The 22,486-nt window shown below is 72.2% G+C and carries 17 protein-coding genes and 1 pseudogene; 12 read left to right on the top strand and 6 right to left on the bottom strand.

Features of this window, described 5'->3' with window-relative positions; genetic code table 11:
- Window positions 1–2: 2 nt before the first annotated feature.
- Window positions 3–1,676, top strand: a complete 1,674-nt coding sequence (locus ACIBJH_RS46045; RefSeq protein WP_399123003.1) for an FAD-binding dehydrogenase — start codon at window positions 3–5, stop codon at window positions 1,674–1,676.
- A 30-nt stretch (window positions 1,677–1,706) separates the two neighbouring features.
- On the opposite strand, the gene ACIBJH_RS46040 is transcribed toward ACIBJH_RS46045, so the two are convergent.
- The gene (locus ACIBJH_RS46040; protein ID WP_399123002.1) at window positions 1,707–2,057 is read right to left on the bottom strand and encodes a DUF488 domain-containing protein; all 351 of its coding nucleotides are present in this window, start codon (window positions 2,055–2,057) and stop codon (window positions 1,707–1,709) included.
- 325 nt (window positions 2,058–2,382) lie between these two features.
- Here ACIBJH_RS46040 and ACIBJH_RS46035 point away from each other — a divergent pair, with 325 nt between their 5' ends.
- Entirely contained in the window at window positions 2,383–3,054 is a 672-nt protein-coding gene (locus ACIBJH_RS46035) for a CBS domain-containing protein (RefSeq protein ID WP_399123001.1), read from the top strand.
- A gap of 139 nt (window positions 3,055–3,193) precedes the next feature.
- Here ACIBJH_RS46035 and ACIBJH_RS46030 read toward each other — a convergent pair.
- Window positions 3,194–4,297 (bottom strand): annotated as a pseudogene (locus tag ACIBJH_RS46030) (ABC transporter ATP-binding protein); the annotation flags it as partial.
- Between the two features lie 158 nt (window positions 4,298–4,455).
- Here ACIBJH_RS46030 and ACIBJH_RS46025 point away from each other — a divergent pair.
- Both ACIBJH_RS46025 and ACIBJH_RS46020 read left to right on the top strand, forming a co-directional pair.
- A complete protein-coding gene (locus ACIBJH_RS46025) occupies window positions 4,456–5,088 on the top strand; it encodes a hypothetical protein (protein ID WP_399122999.1) in 633 nt (210 codons plus the stop codon).
- Entirely contained in the window at window positions 5,088–8,405 is a 3,318-nt protein-coding gene (locus tag ACIBJH_RS46020; RefSeq protein WP_399122998.1) for a glycosyltransferase, read from the top strand. The genes ACIBJH_RS46025 and ACIBJH_RS46020 overlap by 1 nt, the downstream gene beginning before the upstream one ends.
- 331 nt (window positions 8,406–8,736) lie before the next feature.
- Here ACIBJH_RS46020 and ACIBJH_RS46015 read toward each other — a convergent pair whose 3' ends face one another.
- The 3 genes from ACIBJH_RS46015 to ACIBJH_RS46005 all read right to left on the bottom strand — a co-directional run bounded on the left by ACIBJH_RS46015 (window position 8,737) and on the right by ACIBJH_RS46005 (window position 11,349).
- Window positions 8,737–8,994 (bottom strand): DUF1876 domain-containing protein, encoded by a 258-nt coding sequence (locus tag ACIBJH_RS46015; protein WP_399122997.1) that lies wholly within the window; start codon window positions 8,992–8,994, stop codon window positions 8,737–8,739.
- Window positions 8,995–9,419: 425 nt separating this feature from the next.
- Window positions 9,420–10,403: an Acg family FMN-binding oxidoreductase gene (locus ACIBJH_RS46010; protein WP_399122996.1), complete on the bottom strand. Its 984-nt coding sequence runs from the start codon at window positions 10,401–10,403 to the stop codon at window positions 9,420–9,422.
- A gap of 43 nt (window positions 10,404–10,446) precedes the next feature.
- Window positions 10,447–11,349 carry a universal stress protein gene (locus tag ACIBJH_RS46005; RefSeq protein WP_399122995.1) on the bottom strand — a complete coding sequence of 301 codons (903 nt, stop codon included), beginning with the start codon at window positions 11,347–11,349 and terminating at the stop codon, window positions 10,447–10,449.
- Between the two features lie 193 nt (window positions 11,350–11,542).
- Here ACIBJH_RS46005 and ACIBJH_RS46000 point away from each other — a divergent pair, with 193 nt between their 5' ends.
- The gene (locus ACIBJH_RS46000; protein ID WP_399122994.1) at window positions 11,543–12,382 is read left to right on the top strand and encodes a universal stress protein; all 840 of its coding nucleotides are present in this window, start codon (window positions 11,543–11,545) and stop codon (window positions 12,380–12,382) included.
- Window positions 12,383–12,656: 274 nt separating this feature from the next.
- On the opposite strand, the gene ACIBJH_RS45995 is transcribed toward ACIBJH_RS46000, so the two are convergent.
- Window positions 12,657–13,172, bottom strand: coding sequence for a nitroreductase/quinone reductase family protein (locus ACIBJH_RS45995; protein WP_399122993.1), 516 nt, complete (start codon window positions 13,170–13,172; stop codon window positions 12,657–12,659).
- Between the two features lie 646 nt (window positions 13,173–13,818).
- Between ACIBJH_RS45995 and ACIBJH_RS45990 the strand changes: the two genes are divergently transcribed.
- From ACIBJH_RS45990 to ACIBJH_RS45960, 7 genes are all read left to right on the top strand, one after another.
- The gene (locus ACIBJH_RS45990) at window positions 13,819–14,904 is read left to right on the top strand and encodes a zinc-dependent alcohol dehydrogenase family protein (protein WP_399122992.1); all 1,086 of its coding nucleotides are present in this window, start codon (window positions 13,819–13,821) and stop codon (window positions 14,902–14,904) included.
- A 6-nt stretch (window positions 14,905–14,910) separates the two neighbouring features.
- A complete protein-coding gene (locus tag ACIBJH_RS45985; RefSeq protein ID WP_399122991.1) occupies window positions 14,911–15,591 on the top strand; it encodes a helix-turn-helix domain-containing protein in 681 nt (226 codons plus the stop codon).
- Window positions 15,592–16,078: 487 nt separating this feature from the next.
- Window positions 16,079–16,954 carry a universal stress protein gene (locus ACIBJH_RS45980; protein WP_399122990.1) on the top strand — a complete coding sequence of 292 codons (876 nt, stop codon included), beginning with the start codon at window positions 16,079–16,081 and terminating at the stop codon, window positions 16,952–16,954.
- Between the two features lie 2 nt (window positions 16,955–16,956).
- On the top strand, window positions 16,957–17,730 hold the full coding sequence (locus ACIBJH_RS45975; RefSeq protein ID WP_399122989.1) for an HAD family hydrolase: 774 nt from the start codon (window positions 16,957–16,959) through the stop codon (window positions 17,728–17,730).
- Entirely contained in the window at window positions 17,727–20,096 is a 2,370-nt protein-coding gene (locus tag ACIBJH_RS45970) for a glycoside hydrolase family 65 protein (protein ID WP_399122988.1), read from the top strand. Before ACIBJH_RS45975 ends, ACIBJH_RS45970 begins: the two co-directional genes overlap by 4 nt.
- A 165-nt stretch (window positions 20,097–20,261) precedes the next feature.
- Window positions 20,262–21,686 carry a M1 family metallopeptidase gene (locus tag ACIBJH_RS45965; RefSeq protein ID WP_399122987.1) on the top strand — a complete coding sequence of 475 codons (1,425 nt, stop codon included), beginning with the start codon at window positions 20,262–20,264 and terminating at the stop codon, window positions 21,684–21,686.
- 41 nt (window positions 21,687–21,727) lie between these two features.
- Window positions 21,728–22,477 carry a L,D-transpeptidase family protein gene (locus ACIBJH_RS45960; RefSeq protein WP_399122985.1) on the top strand — a complete coding sequence of 250 codons (750 nt, stop codon included), beginning with the start codon at window positions 21,728–21,730 and terminating at the stop codon, window positions 22,475–22,477.
- The last annotated feature ends 9 nt before the right edge of the window (window positions 22,478–22,486 follow it).

Genomic DNA, 22,486 nt, shown 5'->3' with positions numbered 1-22,486 from the left:
CCATGGATGCGGACGTCATCGTCGTCGGAGCCGGTCTGGCCGGTCTGGTCGCGGCCCATGAACTGACCAGCCGAGGACGCCGGGTGGCGCTCGTCGACCAGGAGAACGCCGCCAACCTCGGCGGGCAGGCGTTCTGGTCCTTCGGCGGGCTGTTCCTCGTCGACTCCCCGGAACAGCGCCGCCTCGGCATCAAGGACTCCTTCGACCTGGCCTGGAACGACTGGCAGGGCAGCGCCGGCTTCGACCGTGTCGACGACGAGGACTCCTGGGCGGTGCGCTGGGCGCGCGCCTACGTCGAGTTCGCGGCCGGCGAGAAGCGGACCTGGCTGGAGAGCCACGGCATCAAGCTGCTGCCCACCGTCGGCTGGGCGGAACGCGGCGACCTGCGCGCCCACGGACACGGCAACTCGGTCCCGCGCTTCCACGTCACCTGGGGCACCGGCACCGGAGTCGTCGAACCCTTCGTGAACTACGCCAAGCAGGCCGCCCGCGACGGACTGCTCACCTTCTACTACCGCCACCAGGTGGACGAGTTGGTCGTCGAGGAGGGCGAAGCGCGCGGCGTACGCGGCACGGTCCTCGCCGAGGACGACTCGGCGCGCGGAGTCTCCTCCAGCCGTGAGGCGATCGGCGCGTTCGAACTCACCGCGCAGGCCGTCGTCGTGACCACCGGCGGCATCGGCGCCAACCACGACATCGTCCGCCGCTACTGGCCCGAACGCCTCGGCACCCCGCCCGCCGAGATGGTCACCGGCGTCCCCGCCTACGTCGACGGCCGGATGCTCGACATCAGCGCCGAGGCGGGCGTACGACTGGTCAACCGCGACCGCATGTGGCACTACACCGAGGGCCTGCAGAACTGGAACCCGGTCTGGCCCGGCCACGGCATCCGCATCCTGCCCGGCCCGTCCTCCCTGTGGTTCGACGCCCTCGGCCGCCGCCTGCCCGACCCGTGCCTGCCGGGCTACGACACCCTCAGCACCCTCAAGTACCTGCGGACGACAGCGGACTTGGCGGACCACGACCACTCCTGGTTCATCCTCACCCAGAAGATCATCGAGAAGGAGTTCGCGCTCTCGGGCTCCGAGCAGAACCCCGACATCACCGCCAAGGACAAGAAGGCGGTGCTGCGCGACCGGCTGCTCGGCAAGGGCGCGCCCGGCCCGGTGGACGCCTTCCTGCGCAAGGGCGCGGACTTCGTGACCGCCGGCAACCTGGAGCAACTGGTGGAGAAAATGAACCAGTTGACCGACAAACCGCTTCTCGACGCAGCCGTGGTGCGCCGCCAGATCGAGGCCCGCGACCTCCAGATGGCCAACCCGTACAGCAAGGACTCCCAGATCCAGGGCATCCGCAACGCCCGCCGCTACATCGGCGACCGCCTGGGCCGCGTGGCCACCCCGCACCGCATCCTCGACCCGGCCGCCGGCCCCCTCATCGGCGTCAAGTTGCACGTCCTGACCCGCAAGACCCTCGGCGGCATCCAGACCGACCTCGACTCACGCGCCCTGGGTGCCGACGGAGAGCCGATCGGCGGACTGTACGCGGCGGGCGAGGTGGCCGGCTTCGGCGGCGGTGGTGTGCACGGCTACAACGCCCTCGAAGGCACCTTCCTCGGCGGCTGCCTCTTCTCCGGCCGGGCCGCGGGACGCGCGGCGGCCAAGCAGACCGCCTGACCGGAGGCCACGGCCCGTCTCCTCAGCCGATCAGCTGCCGAGGAGGCGGGCCAGCACCGCCGCGTGACTCTCCTGCGGCGACTTCACCGCCGTCAGCAGGGTCACCGGCCCCATGCGGACCAAGTTCCGCAGGGTGTGCAGGAGTTGGGCCGCCTCCGGCTCGGCGAGCTCCGCCTCGTACCGGCCGGCGAACTCGTCGTAGGACCCCTCGCCCGCGTGGTACCACCGGCGCAGTTCGTTCGACGGGGTGAGGGCCTTGGGCCACTCGTCGACGCGGGCCGCGTCCTTGGACAGGCCGCGCGGCCACAGCCGGTCGATCAGGACGCGGACGCCGTCCTCCGGCTCGGGCGGATCGTAGACACGGCGCACGCGTACGGTCACGGGCGGGGCTCCCTCGGGTGGCGGTGATGCCGTGAGCCTACGTCCGGGCAGGCACGGGTCGCGCAGCCGCTCGCCGGTGGAACGGAAGTCGTCGAGGACGACTGGGCGGCCGTCGCGAAGAAACGGAAGGTCTTGCCGACCGGTCCTCACACCCGGACGCGGAGGGCCGTGACAGGAGTGGGGTGTGTCGACTCCGGTGGGGGATGGGCTGATGGTCCTCACTGGCGCCCCACGGGGCCCAAGCGGCGTGGGCTGTGCTTCGACGACGCTGGTGCTGTCGGCGGAGCGAAGCAGAGCCGACCGAAGAGAGCGGGAGGAAACGGCCATGGGTGAGTTCAGGGTCAAGGAAGTCATGACCCGGGAGGTCGTGCGCGCCCGCCGCGACACACCGTTCAAGGAAGTCGCCCGGCTGCTGGCGGAACACCGCATCAGCGGACTGCCGGTGGTGGACGACCAGGAGAAGGTCGTCGGGGTGATCTCCGAGACCGACCTGCTGTACCACCAGGGGCGGCAGGATCCGGACCGCCGGCACAGGCGTTTCCACGTGCTGCGGCCGACCCGTTCCGCGCGCTCGGCCACGGCCAAGGCCTGGGCCAGGACCGCGGAGCAGCTCATGACACGACCCGCGTTCATCGTCGCCCCGGAGCAGCAGGTGACGGACGCCGCGTCGATGATGGATCGGCACCATGTGGCGCGGCTGCCCGTGGTGGACGACGAGGACCGACTGGTCGGCATCGTCACCAGGGGCAACCTGCTGAAGCTCTTCCTGCGTCCGGACGCGGAGATCGGCCGGGACGTCGTCGACCGGGTGGTCCGGGGGATCGCCTGCCCCCGGTACGAGGTGGACGCCGCCGTCGCCGACGGGGTGGTGACGCTGCGGGGACACCTGGCGCGACGCGGCGACGCCCAGCTCGCGGCGCGGATCGCCGGACAGGTGGACGGCGTCGTCGCCATCACGGACCACCTCACCTACGAATCGGACGGGCTCAGACCGTAGGGGCCTCCTCGGACGCCGGTGTGGACTGCGCCGGCGACCCGGCCTGGTGAACGGAGGCCATGTCCTGAGGGCTTGGGCCGTCCGCCGAGACGGTCTGTCCGGGGGTGTGCGCATCCGCGGGGACCGACTCCGTGTCCCCGGCGAGCCGCAGGCCGGTCACGGATGAGAAGCAGTGCACCGCGTCGGCGTCGCCGTGCACCGCGACGCGGAGTGCGGATCCCTTGCTCTGGGTGGGGCGACCGGGGAGCCGGACGACGACCGGGACGAGGTCCTGGCCGAGCTTCGCGGTCGCGTGGAGGTACGCGATGGCCCCGGTGTCCTCGACCGCGTCGATGACCAGGTCCAGCGCCGGGGTCTCCAGGTCGTCGGGGGACAGCACCTGGAGATGCTCGGGCCGGATGCCGAGCGTGATCTCGGTACCGCCGTCGGCGGATGCGGCGTTGAGCGCGGTACGGGTCAAGGGCACGGCCAGCCCGCCCAGTTGGGCCCCGTCCGCGGTGAGCGGCAGCCGGAAGAGGTTCATCGCGGGAGAGCCGATGAAGCCGGCGACGAAGGTGTTGGCGGGATGCCCGAAGACCTCCTTGGGGGTGCCCACCTGTTGCAGTACGCCGTCCTTCATGACGGCGAGGCGGTCGCCCATCGTCATCGCCTCGACCTGGTCGTGGGTGACGTACACGGTGGTGGTGCCCAGGCGGCGCTGCAGCACGGCGATCTGGGTGCGGGTCTGGACGCGCAGCTTGGCGTCCAGGTTGGACAGCGGCTCGTCCATCAGGAACACCCGGGGTTCGCGCACGATGGCGCGCCCCATCGCCACCCGCTGCCGCTGGCCGCCGGAGAGGGACTTGGGCTTGCGATCGAGGTACTCCGCCAGGTCCAGGATGGCCGCGGCCTCCTGGACGCGCTGCTGGACGCGGGGCTTGGGCATGCGCGCGATCTTGAGCGCGAAGCCCATGTTGGCGGCTGTGGTCATGTGCGGGTACAGCGCGTAGTTCTGGAACACCATCGCGATGTCGCGGTCCTTGGGGGGCAGATGGGTCACGTCGCGGTCGCCGATACGGATCGACCCGGAGTCGACCTCCTCAAGCCCGGCGAGCATGCGCAGGCTGGTCGACTTGCCGCAGCCCGAGGGTCCCACCAGGACCATGAACTCGCCGTCGGCGATCTCCAGATCGAGGTCGCTGACGGCCGGGTGGTCCATGCCCGCGAAGCACCGGGACGCGTGGTCGAAGCTGACGGACGCCATGATCTTCTCCTCCCGGGAACATCTCCCCACACCCAGGCTGGAACGGGAGTCGGCGGTACGGCAGGACCCGGACGACCTCTCTGTGGTGCCGATCGGCCCATTGGGCGCGGCCAGTTGCCCCGCAAGGCTTGGTCTGACGGAGGCGGAAGGGGGGAGACATGTTCCGGTCGCGGGTGGGGCCGTCCCGGCCCAGGCACCCGAACACCGACACGGTGCCGCTGATCCCGGCGGCCCGCCCGAGCACGGGGGAGGAGGGCTCCGCCCCCGTCTTCGTCGACTCCAGCGGGCGCCGCGGGCGGCGCATCCGGCGCGTCGCCTATGCGGCCGGCGCGCTGTGTGCCGCGTACACCGGCGTACTCGCGCTCAGTTTCATGGGCGCGACGCCGTTCGCCCCGCGCACCGTACTGCCCGTACCGGGACTGCCCTCCGAGAAGCCCGGTGCCGTGACCGAGACCCCGCGCGGCGATCTGCCGGGTGAGTCCGTGGCCCCCTCGTCCGGTGGCGCGTCGACGTCACCGTCCGCCCTGCCCACGGTTTCGCCCTCGGGCGGCAGCCCCTCCACCCCGGTGACCGGCCCCGTCACCTCGCCCGCGCCCACGGCGAGTTCCTCACCGACCGGCTCTTCGCCCGCGACCGGCCCGACGGACTCCGGCAGCCCGTCCGGCTCCGGTCCCACGACCTCGGGCGGTACGTCGAGCGCCGGCCCAGGGAGCTCCGGCAGTACGCCCAACGGGTCGCCGGGCACCGGCGGGGAGTCACCCGGCACCTCCAGCGTCCCGGCGGGGACCTGATGAGCGCGCGGCAGCCGGGGCTGGGCACCGGCACACGGGGGACCCGCCGGGGCACCGCCTCCCGCCCGCGGATCGTGTCCCTGTTGGTGGTCCTGGCCGTGATGACGGGCATCCTGCTGCTGAACGGCTACACGCACGGCGAGTTCGCCGCCGACCACCGGGTGCACCCGCCGGTGGCGGCCGACCGGGTGCCGGCGAAGGTGCTGCACGGCGGCCCCGTGATCGACACCACCGGCACCGTCACGCGCAGCCACCGGATGCCGGACCGCACCGTCGCCCTGACCTTCGACGACGGCCCGGACCCGACCTGGACCCCGAAGATCCTGGACGTGCTCGACCGCTACGGCGTCAAGGGCACCTTCTTCGTGACCGGCGCGGCGACCGCCCGGGAGCCCGGCCTCGTACGGCGGATGGTGGCCTCCGGGGACGAGGTCGGCGTGCACACCTTCACCCACCCCGACCTCGTGTACCAGTCGGCGTCCCGGACGGACCGCGAACTGGCGCAGACCCAGCTCGCGTTGGCGGGAGCGGCCGGCATCCACAGCTCGCTCGTCCGCCCGCCCTACTCGGCCCACGCGGCGGACCTGGACGACCTCTCCTGGCCCGTGGTCCGGCAGTTGGGCAAGAAGGGGTACATCACCGCCCTCGTCGACATCGACACCGAGGACTGGCGCCGGCCCGGCGCGACGGCCATCGCGGACAGCGTCACCGATCGACTGAACGGTCGGGGCGCCGTGGTGCTGCTGCACGACGCCGGCGGCGACCGCTCCCGGACCGTCCGCGCACTAGACACCCTGATCCCCGAACTCCTCGGCCGGGGCTACCGGTTCACCACCGTCACCGGCGGGCTGGGCGCGGGCAGCGCCCATCACCCGGTCTCCGGGGCCGAGTTGTGGAGCGGCCGGGTCTTCGTGGCAGCCGTGGCCGTCGGCGAATGGCTCGTGCCCGCGCTGGCGACGCTGATGGCCCTGGTGGGCGGGCTGATGCTGCTGCGCTTCGCGGCAATGCTGGTGTTCGCCCGCCGCCACGCGCGGCGGCGCCGCGATCCGGGCTTCTCCTGGGGACCGGAGGTCACCGAACCCGTCAGTGTGGTGATCCCCGCCTACAACGAGCGCAAGTGCATAGCCCACACGGTGCAGTCCGTGGCCAAGAGCGAGCACCCCGTGGAGATCGTCGTCGTGGACGACGGTTCCACGGACGGCACGGCCGAGACGGTGGAGGCACTCGCGCTGCCCGGCGTCACCGTCGTACGACAGGCCAACCGCGGCAAGCCGGCCGCGCTCAACACAGGTATGGCCCGGGCCTCGTACCCGCTGATCGTGATGATGGACGGCGACACCGTCTTCGAGCCGGACACCGTGCACCGGCTGGTACAGCCCTTCGCCGACCGACGGGTGGGGGCGGTGGCCGGCAACACCAAGGTCGGCAACCGGGGGAGCCTGCTGGGTACTTGGCAGCATCTCGAATACGTGATGGGCCTCAACCTCGACCGCCGCATGTACGACGAACTCGGCTGCATCCCCACCGTACCGGGGGCCGCCGGTGCGTTCCGGCGCACCGCCCTGCGCCATGTCGGCGGCCTGAGCGACGACACCCTCGCCGAGGACACCGACCTCACCATGGCGCTGCACCGGGGCGGCTGGCACGTGGTGTACGAGGAGCGCGCCCGCGCCTGGACCGAAGCACCGGTGACCGTCGGCCAGTTGTGGCGCCAGCGCTACCGGTGGAGCTACGGCACCCTCCAGTCGATGTGGAAGCACCGCCACGCGGTCGTCGAGCGGGGCCACGCGGGACACTTCGGCCGCTACGGACTCGCGCTGGTGGTGCTGTTCACGGTGCTCACCCCGCTGCTGGCTCCCCTGATCGACCTGTTCCTCCTGTACGGACTGCTCTTCCAGGACCCGGTGCGCACCGCGGCCGCCTGGGGCGCACTGCTCGCCGTGCAACTGCTTTGCGCCGCCTACGCGTTGCGGCTCGACGGCGAGAAGCAGCGGTCGCTGTGGGCGCTGCCGCTGCAGCAGCTCTTCTACCGCCAGTTCCTCTACACGGTGCTCCTCCAGTCGTGCACCACGGCGCTCACCGGCGCCCGGCTGCGCTGGCACAAGCTGCGTCGCACGGGCCAGGTGAACGCGCCCGGGCTGCCGACGCAGGAAGTGGTGCCGACGGCCGCCGCCCCACCGCCCGCCGCCACAACGGCCGCCCCACCGACAGCGGCCCGTAAGAACGGCGGCCGGAACCTGTATCTGGACTTCCTGCGCGCCGTGGCCCTGGTCCGCGTGGTGACCTACCACACCTTCAACTGGGCCTGGCTGACCCTGGCCTTCCCGGCGATGGGCGTCATGTTCGCGCTGGCCGGCTCGTTGATGGCCCGTTCGCTCGACCGCCACGACCGCACTCCGGCGGCCGTGGTGCGGGCGCGCATGCGCCGACTGCTGCCGCCGGTGTGGCTGTTCGGCCTCGTCGTGGTCGTCGCGATGCTGCTGACGGGCTGGCGGCCGGACGAGAGCGGCGGCGGGCGTGCGTCCGGATGGGCGCGGATGGTGTTCTGGATCGTGCCGGTGAGCGAGCCGCCCTTCGCCCACACCGACTGGGCCGCGCAGATCGTCGCGCCGCTCTGGTACATCCGCGCCTACCTGCTGTTCGTGATCCTCTCGCCGCTGCTGCTGCGGGCGTTCCGCAGAGCGCCCTGGACGGCCGTGGTGACGGGACTGGTCCTCGCGGCGCTGGCACAGTTCGAGCTGCTGCCGTTGCCGGCCCGGGTCGAGGAGCCGTTCACCGACCTGGCCACGTTCGCCGCCTGCTGGCTCCTGGGCTTCGCCCACCACGACGGACTCGTACGGCGGTTGCCGGCGCCCCGGGTGTGGGCGGTGGCCGCGGCCGTCATGGCGGTGGGCGGCTGGTTCGCGCTGACGCACCGGACCGAGGAGGGCTACGACCTCGGCTCGATCCCGCTCGGACAGGCCCTCTGGTCCTTCGGTTTCGTCCTGCTGCTTCTGCGGCTCGGCCCGCGGAGCGACCGCTGGGTGCGGCGCCACCGGCCGCTGCACGACACCGTGGTGCTGCTCAACGCCCGTGCTGTCACGGTCTATCTGTGGCACGAGGTGGCGCTGGTCCTCGGGGTGGTGCTCATCGACCGCATGTGGCGGGTCCCCGCGCTGGAGAACTCCCTGCCGCTCGGCGCCACTTGGTTCCTGTATCTCGTCGCCTGGCCTCTCATCGCCGTCGCGGTACTGCTGGTCGGGTGGGCGGAGGACCGCGCGGCGAAACGTCCGGCACGACTGTGGCCACGGCCGGTTCGGCAGACCGAAGGGGCGTGAGACGGGCGGTCGTGCGGGGCGGACGAGGCGGGGGAGGGGGTAGTCCGCCCGCGGACGGACGTGCAGGTCCACTCCTCCCCCTGGACTGTCGGGGAAGGTGCCCGCACGGCTCGGTCGGTCGTACCGGCGGGCACGCATCCACCCGCTCCAGCGCAAGGCGGATGCCGTCCCGATGGACCGACCCGTCGGGGCGTTCCCGGCGCGGGGCGTCGGGGGGAACTGCCTCCGCGCCACTTTCAGTGTCCATCGCGGATCTGTGGGGAAGGTGTGCCGAACGGCTCCCGTCGGGGGCCGTTCGGCTGGTTGCGGCGGCCGGTGGCGCGGCAGGCCGTCACGGCTCGGCGGGGCCGGCCAGCGCCACGAAGTCGTCGGAGTAGACGTCGTGGAGCCGAATGGCCAGGTCCTCCAGAGCACGGCTGGCGGCGAGCTCGTCACCGATCTCCGGAACGGCACGGTCGACAGGGTTGCGCCGGGCCACGCCACGCCCGGTGACCGTCGACGTGTCCCGGGTGCGCAGGACGGCCCGTGCGTGAGTGTCGTCGCCGTCCTCGGTGATGTAGATCTGTACGGTCCACTGCTTGGCTTCCATCGTGATCACTCCCGGGCGGAGGGGTACGAGGGCCGAGCGGGCAGACCCGCAGGGACCCGGAGCGGGACTGCGGGGGAGCGCGACGGCTTCTGCCTCCACTTCTCAGCCTGCGCCTCTCCGCGGAGCCGGTCCAGGGCCGAACGGCCCAGCGGGCAGGCTTCGTCGGGCGTGTCGCGATCGGACAAGGCCTGCTGCGCGGGCGTCCGCGTGCCGGCCGGCTGAGGCGTCAGGTACGCGGCGCCCGAGTGCCACCCTGTCCGAGTCCGACCGGCGGATGTCACAGGGCGGCGCTCCGGCTTCGTGGTGCGGTCCGGCGGTCTCGCCGTCACGCCCGGTCGCGCGGGTGGCAGGGCTTCCGGCGATGAGCTGATCGCGGATGTGCGCTCGCACGAGCGCCGCGCTCCCTTGCCTTGGGGGGTGCCTCGTCACTCCGCGCTGAGGACCGTGTCGGGTCCTCGCCGTGGGGTCGGGCGGCTGCGAGGGGCGTGGCCGAGGCGCAGGATCATCTGCGGGAACTCTCCGCGCGTGAGCGTCGTGCGGACCTGGGCGCGCAGCCACGGGACTTCGAGGGGCTGGGTGTGGAAGGCGGCCACGGACCAGCGGGTGGTGGCGTGCAGCAGGACCCGCTGGAGGGCCTGCCCCGCGTGCAGCCAGTCCTCCCGGGTGTCGTGCCGCGTGGTGAGGACGAGGGTCAGCCCCGTCTCCGGCGGCCAGACCTCGGGCACGTCCGGCAGGGCGCGGGTGAGCCCCAGGAAGTCGCGGCCGACGAGACCGGTGCGGTCCGGGGGACGGACACAGACGTCCAGGGGGACGCCGTCCGGACGTCGGTCCCGGGCGGCCCGCGTCCAGTGGACCAACTCGGCGATGTGACCGGGGTCGTTGCGGTGGACGGCCTCCGCGGACCGGACCAGCTCAGCGAGCTGACGCCGTGCGACACGGGATTCCACTGCGTACAGAGCGGCACCCTCCGCACGGGCGTGCTCACGCAACTCCCCGATCAGCGGCTGCGGAAGCGGCGACTGCTGGAAGGGGCCGCGGTGCGTGTGCCGTTGCCACAGGGCGCGGTACATCAGGTTCTCGCCGGTGCTCGGCCTGGCGTACGGCCCCCAGGCGACGCGGGCGAGATGGGCCGGGTTCCAGGGAGTGGGGAGCAGCTGTACGACGGGCTGGAAGCCCAGGTGCCGCATGGCGACACGCACGTTGAACAGGGCCGCGCCGCCGCTGATGAGCTGCTCCCGTCCGTCCGGGTCGGTGAGCAGGAGCCGCCGCGTGGGGTCCGCGTACACGTCGAGGTCGGTGTCCCGGCCGACGAACAGCCAGGGCTGGGTGTTGTGTATCGAGGGCGCGCTGACGGCCGCGCGGACCAGGTGGTGGGCCGCGTGGTCGACCTGAGCGGAGACTGTCTCCATGGTGGGCACCGCCGTTCGTCGTTGACTTCTGCGGGCGCGGAACTCAGCCGTGCGCCACGACGGCGACGGGGCAGCGCGCGCGGTGGATCACGGTGCGGGTGACCGGACCGGTGTGCGGACCGGGGCGGCGGTCGCGCAGATGGCGGCCGACGACGAGGAGTCCGGCGTCCGATGCGGCGCGGACCAGGTGTGCTCCTGCCCTGCCCCTGACGACCGTGGAGGTGACCTCGACGCCCGGGTATTTGTCCCGCCAGTTCTGGAGGACTCCGGCCAGGAGGCCGAGCAACTCCTCCTCGCGCCGGGGCCCTTCACCGGGTCCGGGGTCTCCGGGGCCGGGGGGAGCGGCAGACGAGGTGTCCCAGGCATGGAGCACGCGCAACGGCGCCCCGCGCAGCGCGGCTGCCCCGAAGGCGAACCCGACCACCTCGTCGCACGCCTCACCCAGATCGACGCCGAGAACGACGTCACGGTACGGCGTGAACGGCGACGCGTAGCCGTCCCCGTTCAGAAGATGCTCGTCCGCGGACCGCTGCCCGGCCTCGACCAGGACGACCGGACGGACGGCCCGGGCGACGACGGCCTGGGCCACCGACCCGACGAGGAATCCGGTGAAGCCGCTCAGCCCGCGCGAACCGAGCACCAGCAACTCGGCGTTCCGCGCGGCGTGCAGGAGTACGGCAGCCGCCGGACCCTCGATGTGCTCGTCGGTGAGCAGCGCCTCCGGGCAGGTCCGCGCGACGCGGTCCTCGACCGTGCGCAGGACACCCCGGCCCAGACGGTGCCGCATCGCGCTCGCAGCAGGAGAGAGCGCCTGGTCCGGGCCCCGGCCGGAGGTGTGCACCAGGTGCAGTCGCAGGCCGCGACGCACCGCCTCCCGGGCACCCCACTCGGCGGCGGCCAGGCTCTCCGGAGATCCGTCGACTCCGACGACGACCGGTCGTGACATGGGGCACCTCCCTGGCTCTCGCCCGGTGGGTCCTTCTCGGCCCTGTCCCCATCGTCGTGCCGGACAACCGCGCGGTGGAGGGGCCACCGGTCCCGGACTTTGGTCCGTACGACCCCTGCCCGGAGCTCCCCGCCCGGGACGACCGTGGGACACGCAGACAGGCGTGCCGCAAGCAGGCAGGAGGCGAACCGGCATGGGACGGACGATCGTCGTCGGAGTGGACGGCTCCGTGCGAAGCGGAGTGGCGGCGGACTGGGCGGCCCGGGAGGCCCTGCGGTGCGGCCTGATTCTGCAGGTGGTCCATGTGTCGGAGGGGCCGGGGACGGGGCCGTCCGGGCCTCCGCGTTCCGGCCTCGGGGAACCGCTGCCCGGCCTGGCGGAACGCGAACTGATGTCCTCGCCCTCCGAGTTGACGGTCCATGAGATCCGGGTCGACGGTGAGCCGGCAGCCCGGCTGCTCGCCCTGGGCGCCTCGGCCGAACTGCTCGTGCTCGGGATGCGTGGCGCCGGAGGGTGCGCGGGGCTGCCGGTCGGTTCGGTGGCGGGCGCGGTGGCCGAGCGCTCCGCCCGGCCCGTGGTCCTCGTCCCGGGCGGACCCGCCTGCGCGGGCACGGGATGGCGTACGGACAAGGTCGTGCTGGGCGTGGACGCGCGGCGGCCGGACGAGCCGGCCATCGGCTTCGCCTTCGACAGGGCGAGCCGCGTGAACGCCCGCCTGCGCGTGGTGCACGCCTGGACGATGCCGGAGTCCGGCGCCTCCGCGCTCCCGTTCGTCGCGCGGTGCAGGGACCGGGCGGCCCGGGAGGACGAGAACATGCGGCTCCTGTCCGATGTGCTGCGCCCGTGGCGCGAGAAGTACCCGCGTGTGCGGGTACTGGAGGACGTCGTGCACTTCGGTGCCGGTGAGGCACTCGTACGGGCTTCCGGCCGGGCGGAGCTGCTGGTGGCGGGGCGACGGGAGAACAGGTTCGGCTCCGCGCTGAAGTGGCTGGTCGAGCAGGCCGGATGCCCGGTGGTCGTCGTGCCCGGGTGAGGAGAGCCGGCCGAACCGTCCAGGCACAGCCGCGGTGACGTGCGCACGCGGTGAGACGCTCCACGGCCTTGCCCTCGCCCTCGCCGGCGTGGTCGGTCTCGACGTCGAAGCGGGGCGGTTCGCCGTCGGCGCGCGGGTCAGGTGACGCAGTCCCGGCAGGTTGCCGTTCCAGATGGCCAGCCTGGCCCGAACCTCGTCACCACCCGCGAGAAGGGAGACGGCGACGCGTGCTCGCGAGCGGCGGCCGGGCTTCCTGCGGTGACGGACGCGGTGGTCAGGAACGGCTTCCGTCACCCGCCTCGGGCCGGTCGGGCAGGACCCGGAAGACCGGGACCCGGTCGGCGATCCGGGCGAACTCCTCCAGTGGGGCCCGCCGGTCCACCGGCAGATGCGGCCGGGCTCCCGGCGCCAGTGCGAGATAGCGGCGCAGGACAGGTGCCCGGTCGCCGACCTCGACCTCTTCGAGACGTACCGCCTCGCGCCGGCCGTGCCGCAGCACCGCCCGCCCGCCGGCCGCCCGGACATTGCGCACCCAGTTCGCGTCCGGGCCGAGCATCGAGACCAGATACCGCTCGCCCTCGTGGTCCGCGACCACCAGAGGCAGCGAGACAAGTCGTCCGGTACGGCGCCCGGGCACCTCCAGGGCGACCAGGCGCCGAGGCCCCAGACCCGCCGAAGTGGCAAGCGCCGACTGGCGGTTCATCACGCGTGCCAGGCGTCCCGGACGACCGCCGCGGTACAGCCACCGGTAGATCCGGTGCAGCCGGCGGACCGAGTCGTCGTGGCCCATGGCTCACACCCCCCTCGGCACGCCACCGCACCCCTGTGGGGCGGCACGCCTTCCGGTGAGGAGCTGTGATGCGGCCTGCCTCGTCGCGAGCACGGTCGTCCCCTCTCTGCGCCGGGGGCGGACGGTGCACCCCCCTCGTCCACCAAACTCCGCCCGTTCCCGGCTCGTCCGCCAGGGCCGGTCGGTCCCCGGACGCGGGCATCCGAGCCCGGCGTCGGCCGAGCCCCTGTACCACCGCTCACACGCGGCGACTGCGGCTGCCCGCGTCCGTGATCCGGGGAGCCACCGATTCCTGGGGGCGCCGCGTATGTGCCGCAGCGGGCACCGTACGTGATCCCGGGTGCCGGACATGCGACCCGGAACGACGGACTCCACGATGAGTACATGGCCGCAGGTATGCCGACCCCTTCGACGTCAGCGGGCCCGGCCCGGCCGCGAGGCCCGAGTCCACGGCCGTATCCGGGACCACGCCGTGACGACGAGCGGCGAGCCGATCGAGGCCGACCGGCCCAAGCGCCGGGCGGGAACGCGCGGCAAGCTGGACGTGATGGGCATTTCGGTTATCGCGTGCGCCTCTGGGGAAGCCGCCCGCGTCCCTGTGACCGGAGGCCGGCCTTTCGGGGAGCCGGAGAAGGGAAGGAGCGTCATGAAGGGCTACGTCTTCCACGGTCCGGGACAGTCCTCCTGGGACGACGTGCCGGATCCGGGCATCGAGGATCCCACCGATGTGATCGTGCGCGTCGACGCCGTCACCATCTGCGGGACGGACCTGCACATCCTCAAGGGCGATGTGCCCGAGGTGCGCCCCGGCACGGTCCTCGGCCACGAGGCGGTCGGCGAGGTCGTGGAAGCGGGCTCCGACGTGCGGACCGTACGGCCCGGGGACCGGGTCCTGGTCTCCTGCATCACCGCCTGCGGGCGCTGCGCCTACTGCCGCAAGGCCATGTACGGCCAGTGCCGCGACGGCGGGGGCTGGATCCTCGGCCACCTCATCGACGGCACGCAGGCCGAGTACGTGCGCGTCCCGCACGCCGACCTCTCCGTCCATCCGCTGCCCAGCAGCCTGGATGCCAGGGACGCGGTGCTGCTGGCGGACATCTTCCCCACCGGGTACGAGGTGGGTGTGCTCAACGGACAGGTGCGCCCCGGCGACACGGTCGCCGTCGTCGGTGCCGGTCCGGTGGGTCTGGCCGCGATCGCCACGGCCCGGCTGTTCTCGCCCGAGCGCGTCGTCGCCGTGGACCTGGCCGCCGCCCGACTGGACGCGGCGAAGCGGTTCGGCGCCGACGCCGTCGTGGACGCCCGTGAAGCCCCTGAGCAGCTCATCGCCGATCTGACCGACGGGATGGGAGCGGACGTCGTCATCGAGGCGGTCGGCGTGCCGGAGACCTTCGAACTGTGCACGCGCATGGTGCGGCCCGGCGGTCATGTCGCCAACGTCGGCGTGCACGGCAGGCCCGCGACCCTGCACCTCGAAGACCTGTGGATCAAGAACATCACCATCACCACCGGCCTGGTCGACACCCACTCCACCCCCACCCTGCTGCGGATGGCGGCAGCCGGCCGGCTGCCCACCGGGGCGTTGGTCACCCACACCTTCCCGCTGGAGCTCATGGAGGAGGCGTACGACGTCTTCGCCAAGGCCGCCGACACCGGCGCCCTCAAGGTCGTCCTCGGCGGGGCGCGGCACGAGGAAGTCGTTGTGGTTGGGCCGCCCGACGAGAGGACATGACAGACCATGAGCCACCGAGCTGTGCCGGACACGACCCACCGACCACCAGTGGGCGACCTGGGGCGTCGCCTCGTTCAGCGACGTACGGAGTGCGGCCTGACCCGGAAGGAGACGGCCGACCGGGCGGGAGTGGCCCCGAGCTATCTGCGATACCTGGAGGAGCATCATGGCGCCGCGCCCGGCACCGGCGTCCTGCTCCGTCTCGCGGGTGTTCTGGACACCACGCTGGCGCATCTGACGGGCGGTGACGTCGAGTTGCCGCCGGGCCCGGAACAGGCCGACCGCCATGCCGAATTCGTCGAGCTGAGCACGCAGGAGTGCCGCACCCTGCTGTCCACGCACGGTGTGGGACGAGTGGCGATACCCGTCGAGGACGGGCCCGTGATCGTTCCCGTCAACTACAGCGTCGTCGACGACCTCATCGTCTTCCGCACCGATCCCGGCAGCGTCACGTCCCGGGCGCCCGGTTGTCGCGTGGCCTTCGAGGTCGACCGGATCGACGACGCGTTCAGCACCGGCTGGAGCGTACTCGTCCGAGGGAGGGCGACGGCTGTGACGGAGCCCGACGCCGTCCGCAGGCTGACGGAGCTGGCGTACAGCTCACCGTGGGCGGGCGGGCAGCGCGAGTTGTGGGTGTCCGTCCGACCGGACGCCATGACCGGGCGGCGGATAGCAGTGGACGTCTGACGTACGGGTTGTACCCGGCGTACGCCGACGCCGGAAAGTCTGTGCCGTCGACAGGCCCGCGCGAGCCGCTGCCGGACTTGGCCGAGCACAGGCGCGGCCGGTCGGCCCATCTCTGTGTCCAGTGCAACGGACACGGAGATGGGCGGGGTTCACGAAGGGGCGGGAAGGGTCCATCCGCTTCTCGCGGATCCTGATTGCGCGGTGCGCGGCTCGAAGACCGCCTCTCCGCGTCCCTCTGCGGGCCCTTCCCGTCACCTTCGGCACAACACACGGGCCAGTCCCGCGCGAGGGCCGATCGGTCCCGAATCCGAGGGAGGAACGTCGCGGCCACGGTGGTCATCACCCGTGGAGCGGGCACCTCACATGGGCCGAACGGTCACTTCCGGGGCCGAAGCGCCCCTGCTACGACAGGACGGGGGGTGCGACGCTGGGCAGCGGAACCGTTCTGCTGTGCGGCTGCGCAGCCCGGCGAAAGGCGGCGAGGACGATGGAACTGCCCCTGGTCGTGGGTGTCGACGGATCGGACGGGAGCCTGCTCGCGGTCGACTGGGCGGTGGACGAAGCGGCCCGGCTCGGGCTGCCGCTTCGGCTGGTGTACGCATCCCTGTGGGAGCGCTACGAGAGCGTGGTGTCGTCGGGCGGCCGAGAGCGCCCCTCCCGGCAGGTCATGGCGGACAACACCGTCGGATCGGCGGCGGAACGCGCCCACCGACGCCGTCCCGAGGTGAAGGTGTCCACGGAGGTGGTCCCCGACGAGGCGGCGAGCACCCTGGTACGCGAAGGCCACAACGCGTACGCGCTCGTCACCGGAGTGCGCGGACGTGGCGAAGTGGCAGGTCTGCTCCTCGGTTCGGTCAGCCTGGCGGTGGCCGCCCGCGCTCACTGCCGCGTGATCGTCGTCCGCGGTGACAGGGCCGGTCTGGAGAGCACGCACGAACGGATCCTGCTCGGTGCCGGTGAACCCGCGACCGGCGGAGAAGCGGTGCGTTTCGCCTTCCGCGAGGCGGAGGCCCGCAAGTGCACCCTCGACGTCGTACGCGCCTGGCGCTGCCCGGCGCACGAGACCGCCGACGACCCGCGGCTGGCCGAGGACCCGGCGCACCACCACGAGGAGCGGGCGTCCGCCCTGCTCGACGCCCTGCTGCACGACCCCGCGGCGGACCATCCCGGTGTGCGGGTGCGCCGCGGCACGGTGGAGGGCTCGGCCCGCAGGGTGCTGCTGAACCGGACGGCCGCCGCCGACCTCGTGATCGTCGGAGCCAGGCGCCGGACCGGTCACTTCGGCCTCCAACTGGGCCGCGTGGCACACACGTTGCTGCACCATGCGGACTGCCCGGTGGCCGTCGTACCGCAGGCGGTGTGACGATGGGCCGCCGACCCACCGCCCCCACGTGCCAGGACCTGCCGTCCCCCGTGCTGAGGGACGTGCGGGCCGTCGTCTTCGACACCGACGGAGTGATCACCGATTCGGCCCGGGTGCATGCCGCGGCCTGGAAGACGGCGCTCGACGCCTTCCTGCGCGAGCACCCGCCCGAGGATCCGGCCCTGCGCGGGCCGTTCGACGTGCGCGACGACTACCTCCGTCACGTGGACGGCAAGTCCCGCTCCGACGGCGCCGCCGCGTTCCTCGCCTCGCGAGGCATCGAGCCGTCGCCGCAGACGGTGCGGGAGGTCGCCGACGACAAGGAGCGCCTGTTCACCGAGCAGTTGAGCAGGCACGGGGTCGACGCGTATCCCGGAACCGTGCGGCTGGTGCGCGCCCTGCGCCGGGCCGGTGTTCCCCGTGCCGCGGCCTCCGCGTCCCGGCACGCCCGCGAACTGCTCACCCGGGCCGGGGTGCTGGACCTTTTCGACGTGCTGGTGGACGGCGGCGAGGCGGCCCGGCTGGGCCTGCCGGGCAAGCCGCGGCCCGACCTCTTCCTGGAGGCGGTTCGCCGCCTCGGCGTCCCCGCCTCTCGTGCCGCCGTCGTCGAGGATGCCGTGGCCGGCGTGGAGGCGGCCCGCCTCGGTGGGTTCGCCCTCGTCGTCGGCGTGGACCGCGCGGCCGACCGGGCCACGGGCGAGAGGCTGCTGAGGCACGGCGCCGACATCGTTGTGCGGGATCTCGGAGAGCTCTGCACGGAGGAATCGGCGAAGTGACGGACTGGACCTGGGAGTACGAGGGGTACGTTCCCGCCGACGAGCGTCTGCGGGAGTCGCTGTGCACGCTGGGCAACGGCTACTTCGCCACCCGCGGCGCTCTTCCGGAGTGCGACGCGGACGAGGTGCACTACCCGGGCACGTATGTGGCGGGGTGCTACAACCGGCTCACCTCGGACGTGGCCGGCCGCCGGGTCGAGAACGAGGACATGGTCAACGTGCCGAACTGGCTGCCCCTGCGGTTCCGGCTGCGCGGCGGGCCGTGGCTCACCCCGGACACCGCACCGGTGATCGAGCACCGTCAGTGCCTCCACCTGGCCTCCGGGCTGCTGGAGCGGCGGACACGCTTCGACCTCGGCGGGGAACGGATCTTGTCCGTAAGGCAGCAGCGGCTCGTGCACATGGGCGACCCCCATGTGGCCGCGCTGCGCTCCGAGTTCACCGCCGAGGGCTTCTCCGGCGATCTCGACGTGGAGGCGGCACTGGACGGCGGCGTCACCAACGCGGGCGTGGCGCGCTACCGGGATCTGGACGGGCGTCATCTCACCCACGTGCACACCGGAACCGCCGCCCCGGACACGGTGTGGCTGCGCTGCCGCACCCGCGCCTCGGACATCAGGCTCGCCATGGCGGCCCGGCTGAACGCCGACGCGCCCGTGACGGCCACCCACGAGGGCCCGCGCGCCTCACAGCACGTGTGTCTGAGCCTGGCGGACGGCCGGACGGTCACCGTGGACAAGACGATCGTGCTGCACACCTCCCGCGACCCCGCGATCAGCGATCCGCTGCGTGCCGCGGTCGACCGGGTCGGCCGGGCACCCGGCTTCGACGATCTGCTCGACGACCATCTGACGGCCTGGGACCAGCTCTGGCGCCGCTCCGCCCTCGACGTGGACGGCGAGGCCGGCCACATCCTGCGACTGCACCTCTTCCACGTCCTGCAGACCCTGTCCCCGCACACCGCCGACCTCGACGTCGGCGTACCGGCCCGGGGACTGCACGGCGAGGCCTACCGCGGGCATGTCTTCTGGGACGAACTGTTCGTCCTGCCCTACCTCAACCTGCACTTCCCCGAGGTCTCCCGCGCCCTGCTCCGCTACCGCCACCGGCGCCTCGAACAGGCCTGCACCGCCGCCCGGGAAGCGGGGCACAAGGGCGCCATGTACCCCTGGCAGAGCGGCAGCGACGGACGCGAGGAGACCCAGCGACTCCACCTCAACCCCAACTCCGGCCGCTGGCTGCCCGACCACTCACACCTCCAGCACCACGTGGGCTCCGCGATCGCCTACAACGTCTGGCAGTACTGCGAGGCCAGCGGCGACACCGAGTTCCTGCACACCAAGGGCGCCGAGATGCTGCTGCAGATCGCCCGCTTCTGGGCGGACGCGGCCGTCTACGACGAGGCCATGGGGCGCCATCGGATCAAAGGCGTGGTCGGACCCGACGAGTACCACGACGCGTATCCCGGTGCGGCGGCGCCCGGACTCGACGACAACGCGTACACCAACGTCACCGCCGCCTGGGTACTGACCCGCACGCTGGAGCTGCTCCGGTCCCTGCCCGAGCCGCGGCAACGCGAACTCGTAGAGCGCACCGGCCTGGACGGCGGGGAGACGGAGCAGTGGGAGGACGTCTCCCGTACCCTCCACGTCCCCTTCCACGACGGCGTCATCAGCCAGTTCGAGGGCTACGGCGACCTGGAGGAACTCGACTGGGAGGGATACCGGCGGCGGTACGGCGACATCCGGCGCCTCGACCGGATCCTGGAGGCCGAGGGCGACACCGTCAACCGCTACCGGGCCTCCAAACAGGCCGACGTCCTGATGCTCGGCTATCTGTTCTCCCCGGCCGAACTCCAGGGCCTGTTCGGCCGGTTGGGACTCCGGCTGGACGAGGACACCTGGCGGCGCACGGTCGACCACTACCTGGGCCGCACGAGCCACGGCTCCACCCTCAGCGGACTCGTCCACGGCTGGGTGCTGGCGCGGGCGAGGCGGGCCGAGGCGTGGAAGTTCTGCCAGGAGGCCCTGCGGGGTGACATCGCGGACGTGCAGGGCGGCACGACGGGCGAGGGCATCCACCTGGGCGCCATGGCGGGCACCCTCGACCTTGTGCAGCGGGGCCTGACCGGACTGGAGACCCGCAGCGGGGCGCTGTGGCTCGATCCGGTGCCGCTGCCCGAACTGTCGTCGTACGGATTCGCCCTGCGTTATCAGGGCCACTGGGGCGTGCGGCTGCGGCTGGAGCGGGGGCGGCTGGACATCGACGTACCGTCCTCCGAGGCCTCGCCGATCGACGTGCGGCTGCCCGGCCGCGCGGTCTGCCTTCAGCCGGGGGAGACGGGCCGGCTCGTACTCGGCGACTGACCGTCACCGCCGGGAGGAGGACCGGCACGCGCCGGGTGCCCAGTCGGTCCGGGCGGGCGGGACACGGCGGTTGTACGACTTTGCCTCTACAAGAGGGATTCCGAGGGAGCGGGCGGCCTAGTCTCTGAGACGAATGATCACCCCCCTCACTCTGTAGGAGCGCATGTGACGCACCTCCGGCAGCCGTCCACAAGACGCACCGCCGTCCTCCGCCGCAGCGCCGTCGTGGCCACCGTCCCCGTCGCCGTCGCGGCCCTCCTCGCCGCCGCAGCGCCGGCCGGAGCCACCACGATCGGCTCGTCCGGCGTGGGCGACCCGTACTTCCCGCTCTCCGGCAACGGCGGCTACCACGTCGCCCACTACGGTCTGACGCTCCGTTACGACCCGGCGAGCCGCCGCCTCGACGGCAAGGCGGTCCTCACCGCCCGCGCCACCGAGAAGCTCACCCGCTTCGACCTCGACTTCAAGGGCCTGACGATCACCGGCCTGACCGTCGACCACGTCAAGGCCGGCTTCCGCCGCGACGGACAGGAACTCGTCGTCACCCCGCGCAGGGCCCTGCGCAAGGGGCAGGAGTTCCAGATCGCCGTCACCTACAACGGCGTCCCCAAGCAGGTCACCGACCCGGACGGTTCGGCGGACGGCTGGATCGCCACCGACGACGGCGCCTTCGTGGCGGGCGAGCCGCAGGGCGCGATGACGTGGTTCCCGGCGAACAGCCACCCCAAGGACAAGTCGTCCTACGACTTCACGATCACCGTCCCGCAGGGGCGCACCGCGGTCGCCAACGGCGTTCTCCAGAGCCAGAACACGGCTCACGGGAAGACCACGTTCCGCTGGCACGCACCGGAGCCGATGGCCGCCTACCTCGCCACCGCGACGGTCGGGAAGTTCAAGGTCGAGCAGTACACCACCCGGGACGGGGTCAAGGTGTACAACGCCGTCGACCCCCGCGAGGCCACCGCCGCCGCACCCGTGCTGAAGAAGCTGCCCTCCGTCCTGGAGTGGGAGAGCAAGCTGTTCGGCCCGTACCCCTTCCGCTCGGCCGGGTCGATCGTCGACCACGCCCCGGACGTCGGCTACGCCCTGGAGACGCAGGGGCGGCCGGTCTACGACTCGGCGCCGGACCTCAGCACCCTCGTGCACGAGAACGCCCACCAGTGGTTCGGCGACTCCGTCTCGCTGACCTCCTGGAAGGACATCTGGCTCAACGAGGGCTTCGCCACCTACGCGGAGTGGCTCTACAGCGAGCAGCACGGCGGCAAGACCGCCCAGCAGACCTTCGACGCGCTGTACGCCCGCGCGGCGACCGACGACCTGTGGGCGTTCCCGCCCGGCGACCCGGGCAGCGGCGCCAACATCTTCGGCACGCCCGTGTACGCCCGCGGCGCCATGGCACTGCACGAACTGCGCCTGGCCGTCGGCGACAAGACCTTCCTCGCGATCCTGCGGGCCTGGGCGGGCGGACACCGCTACGGGCACGGCACCACCGCACAGTTCATCAGCCTTGCGGAACAGAAGTCGGGGAAGAAGCTGGACGTTCTGTTCCACACCTGGCTCTACACGAAAGGCAAGCCGGCCAAGCCGTAGGCGCTGACGAGTTCCTCACATGTGTCGGTCATCGTCGACTCATGATCACTCGTATGTCCCCGGTCGCACTCGTCGCCGTGTCCCTGCTTCTCACGGGATGCGGCGGCGGTGCGGTGGCGGCCACGGACCACCCGCCCGCCACCTCCGCGCCCGCCTCCACACCTCCGGCCTCGCCCTCCTCCGCGATATCCGCCGAGGCCGCACCCCGCCAACTCCCGGGCGTGGGGCCCAAGATGCTCGCCCGAATACCCGCCGCCACCGAGCAGGTCGTCCTGGTCACCGGCCGTGGCGCCAACTCCTCCGTCTCCACCCTCGCCCTCTACGAGCGCACCGACGACGGCTGGCAGCGGACCGCGAGCTGGGCCGCGCACAACGCGCTCAGAGGCTGGTCGGACCACCACATGGCGGGAGACCTGCACTCACCGATCGGTGTGTACTCGCTCACGGACGCGGGCGGACTCCTCAAGGACCCCGGCACCAAGCTGACGTACGACCAGGGCTCGGGCTTCGTCTCGCCAGGCACCGGCTTCGAGGGCGAGTCGCTCGCCGGGTCCTTCGACTACGTGATCGCCATCAACTACAACCGGCAGCCCGGCACTTCACCCCTCGACTGGACCCGCCCCCTCGGCGCCTCGCGGGGCGGCGGCATCTGGATCCACGTCGACCACGGCGGCCCCACCCACGGCTGTGTCAGCATCGCCGAGGACCACATGAAGGAACTGCTGCGCACCCTGGACCCCGCCCGGCATCCCGTCGTCGTCATGGGCGACGCCGCTTCCCTGTCGCACTGACCGCCTAGG

This window comes from Streptomyces sp. NPDC050548, assembly GCF_044457385.1.
In the GTDB taxonomy this organism is placed as follows: Bacteria; Actinomycetota; Actinomycetes; order Streptomycetales; family Streptomycetaceae; genus Streptomyces.
This window is presented reverse-complemented; position numbering and strand designations above follow the sequence as displayed.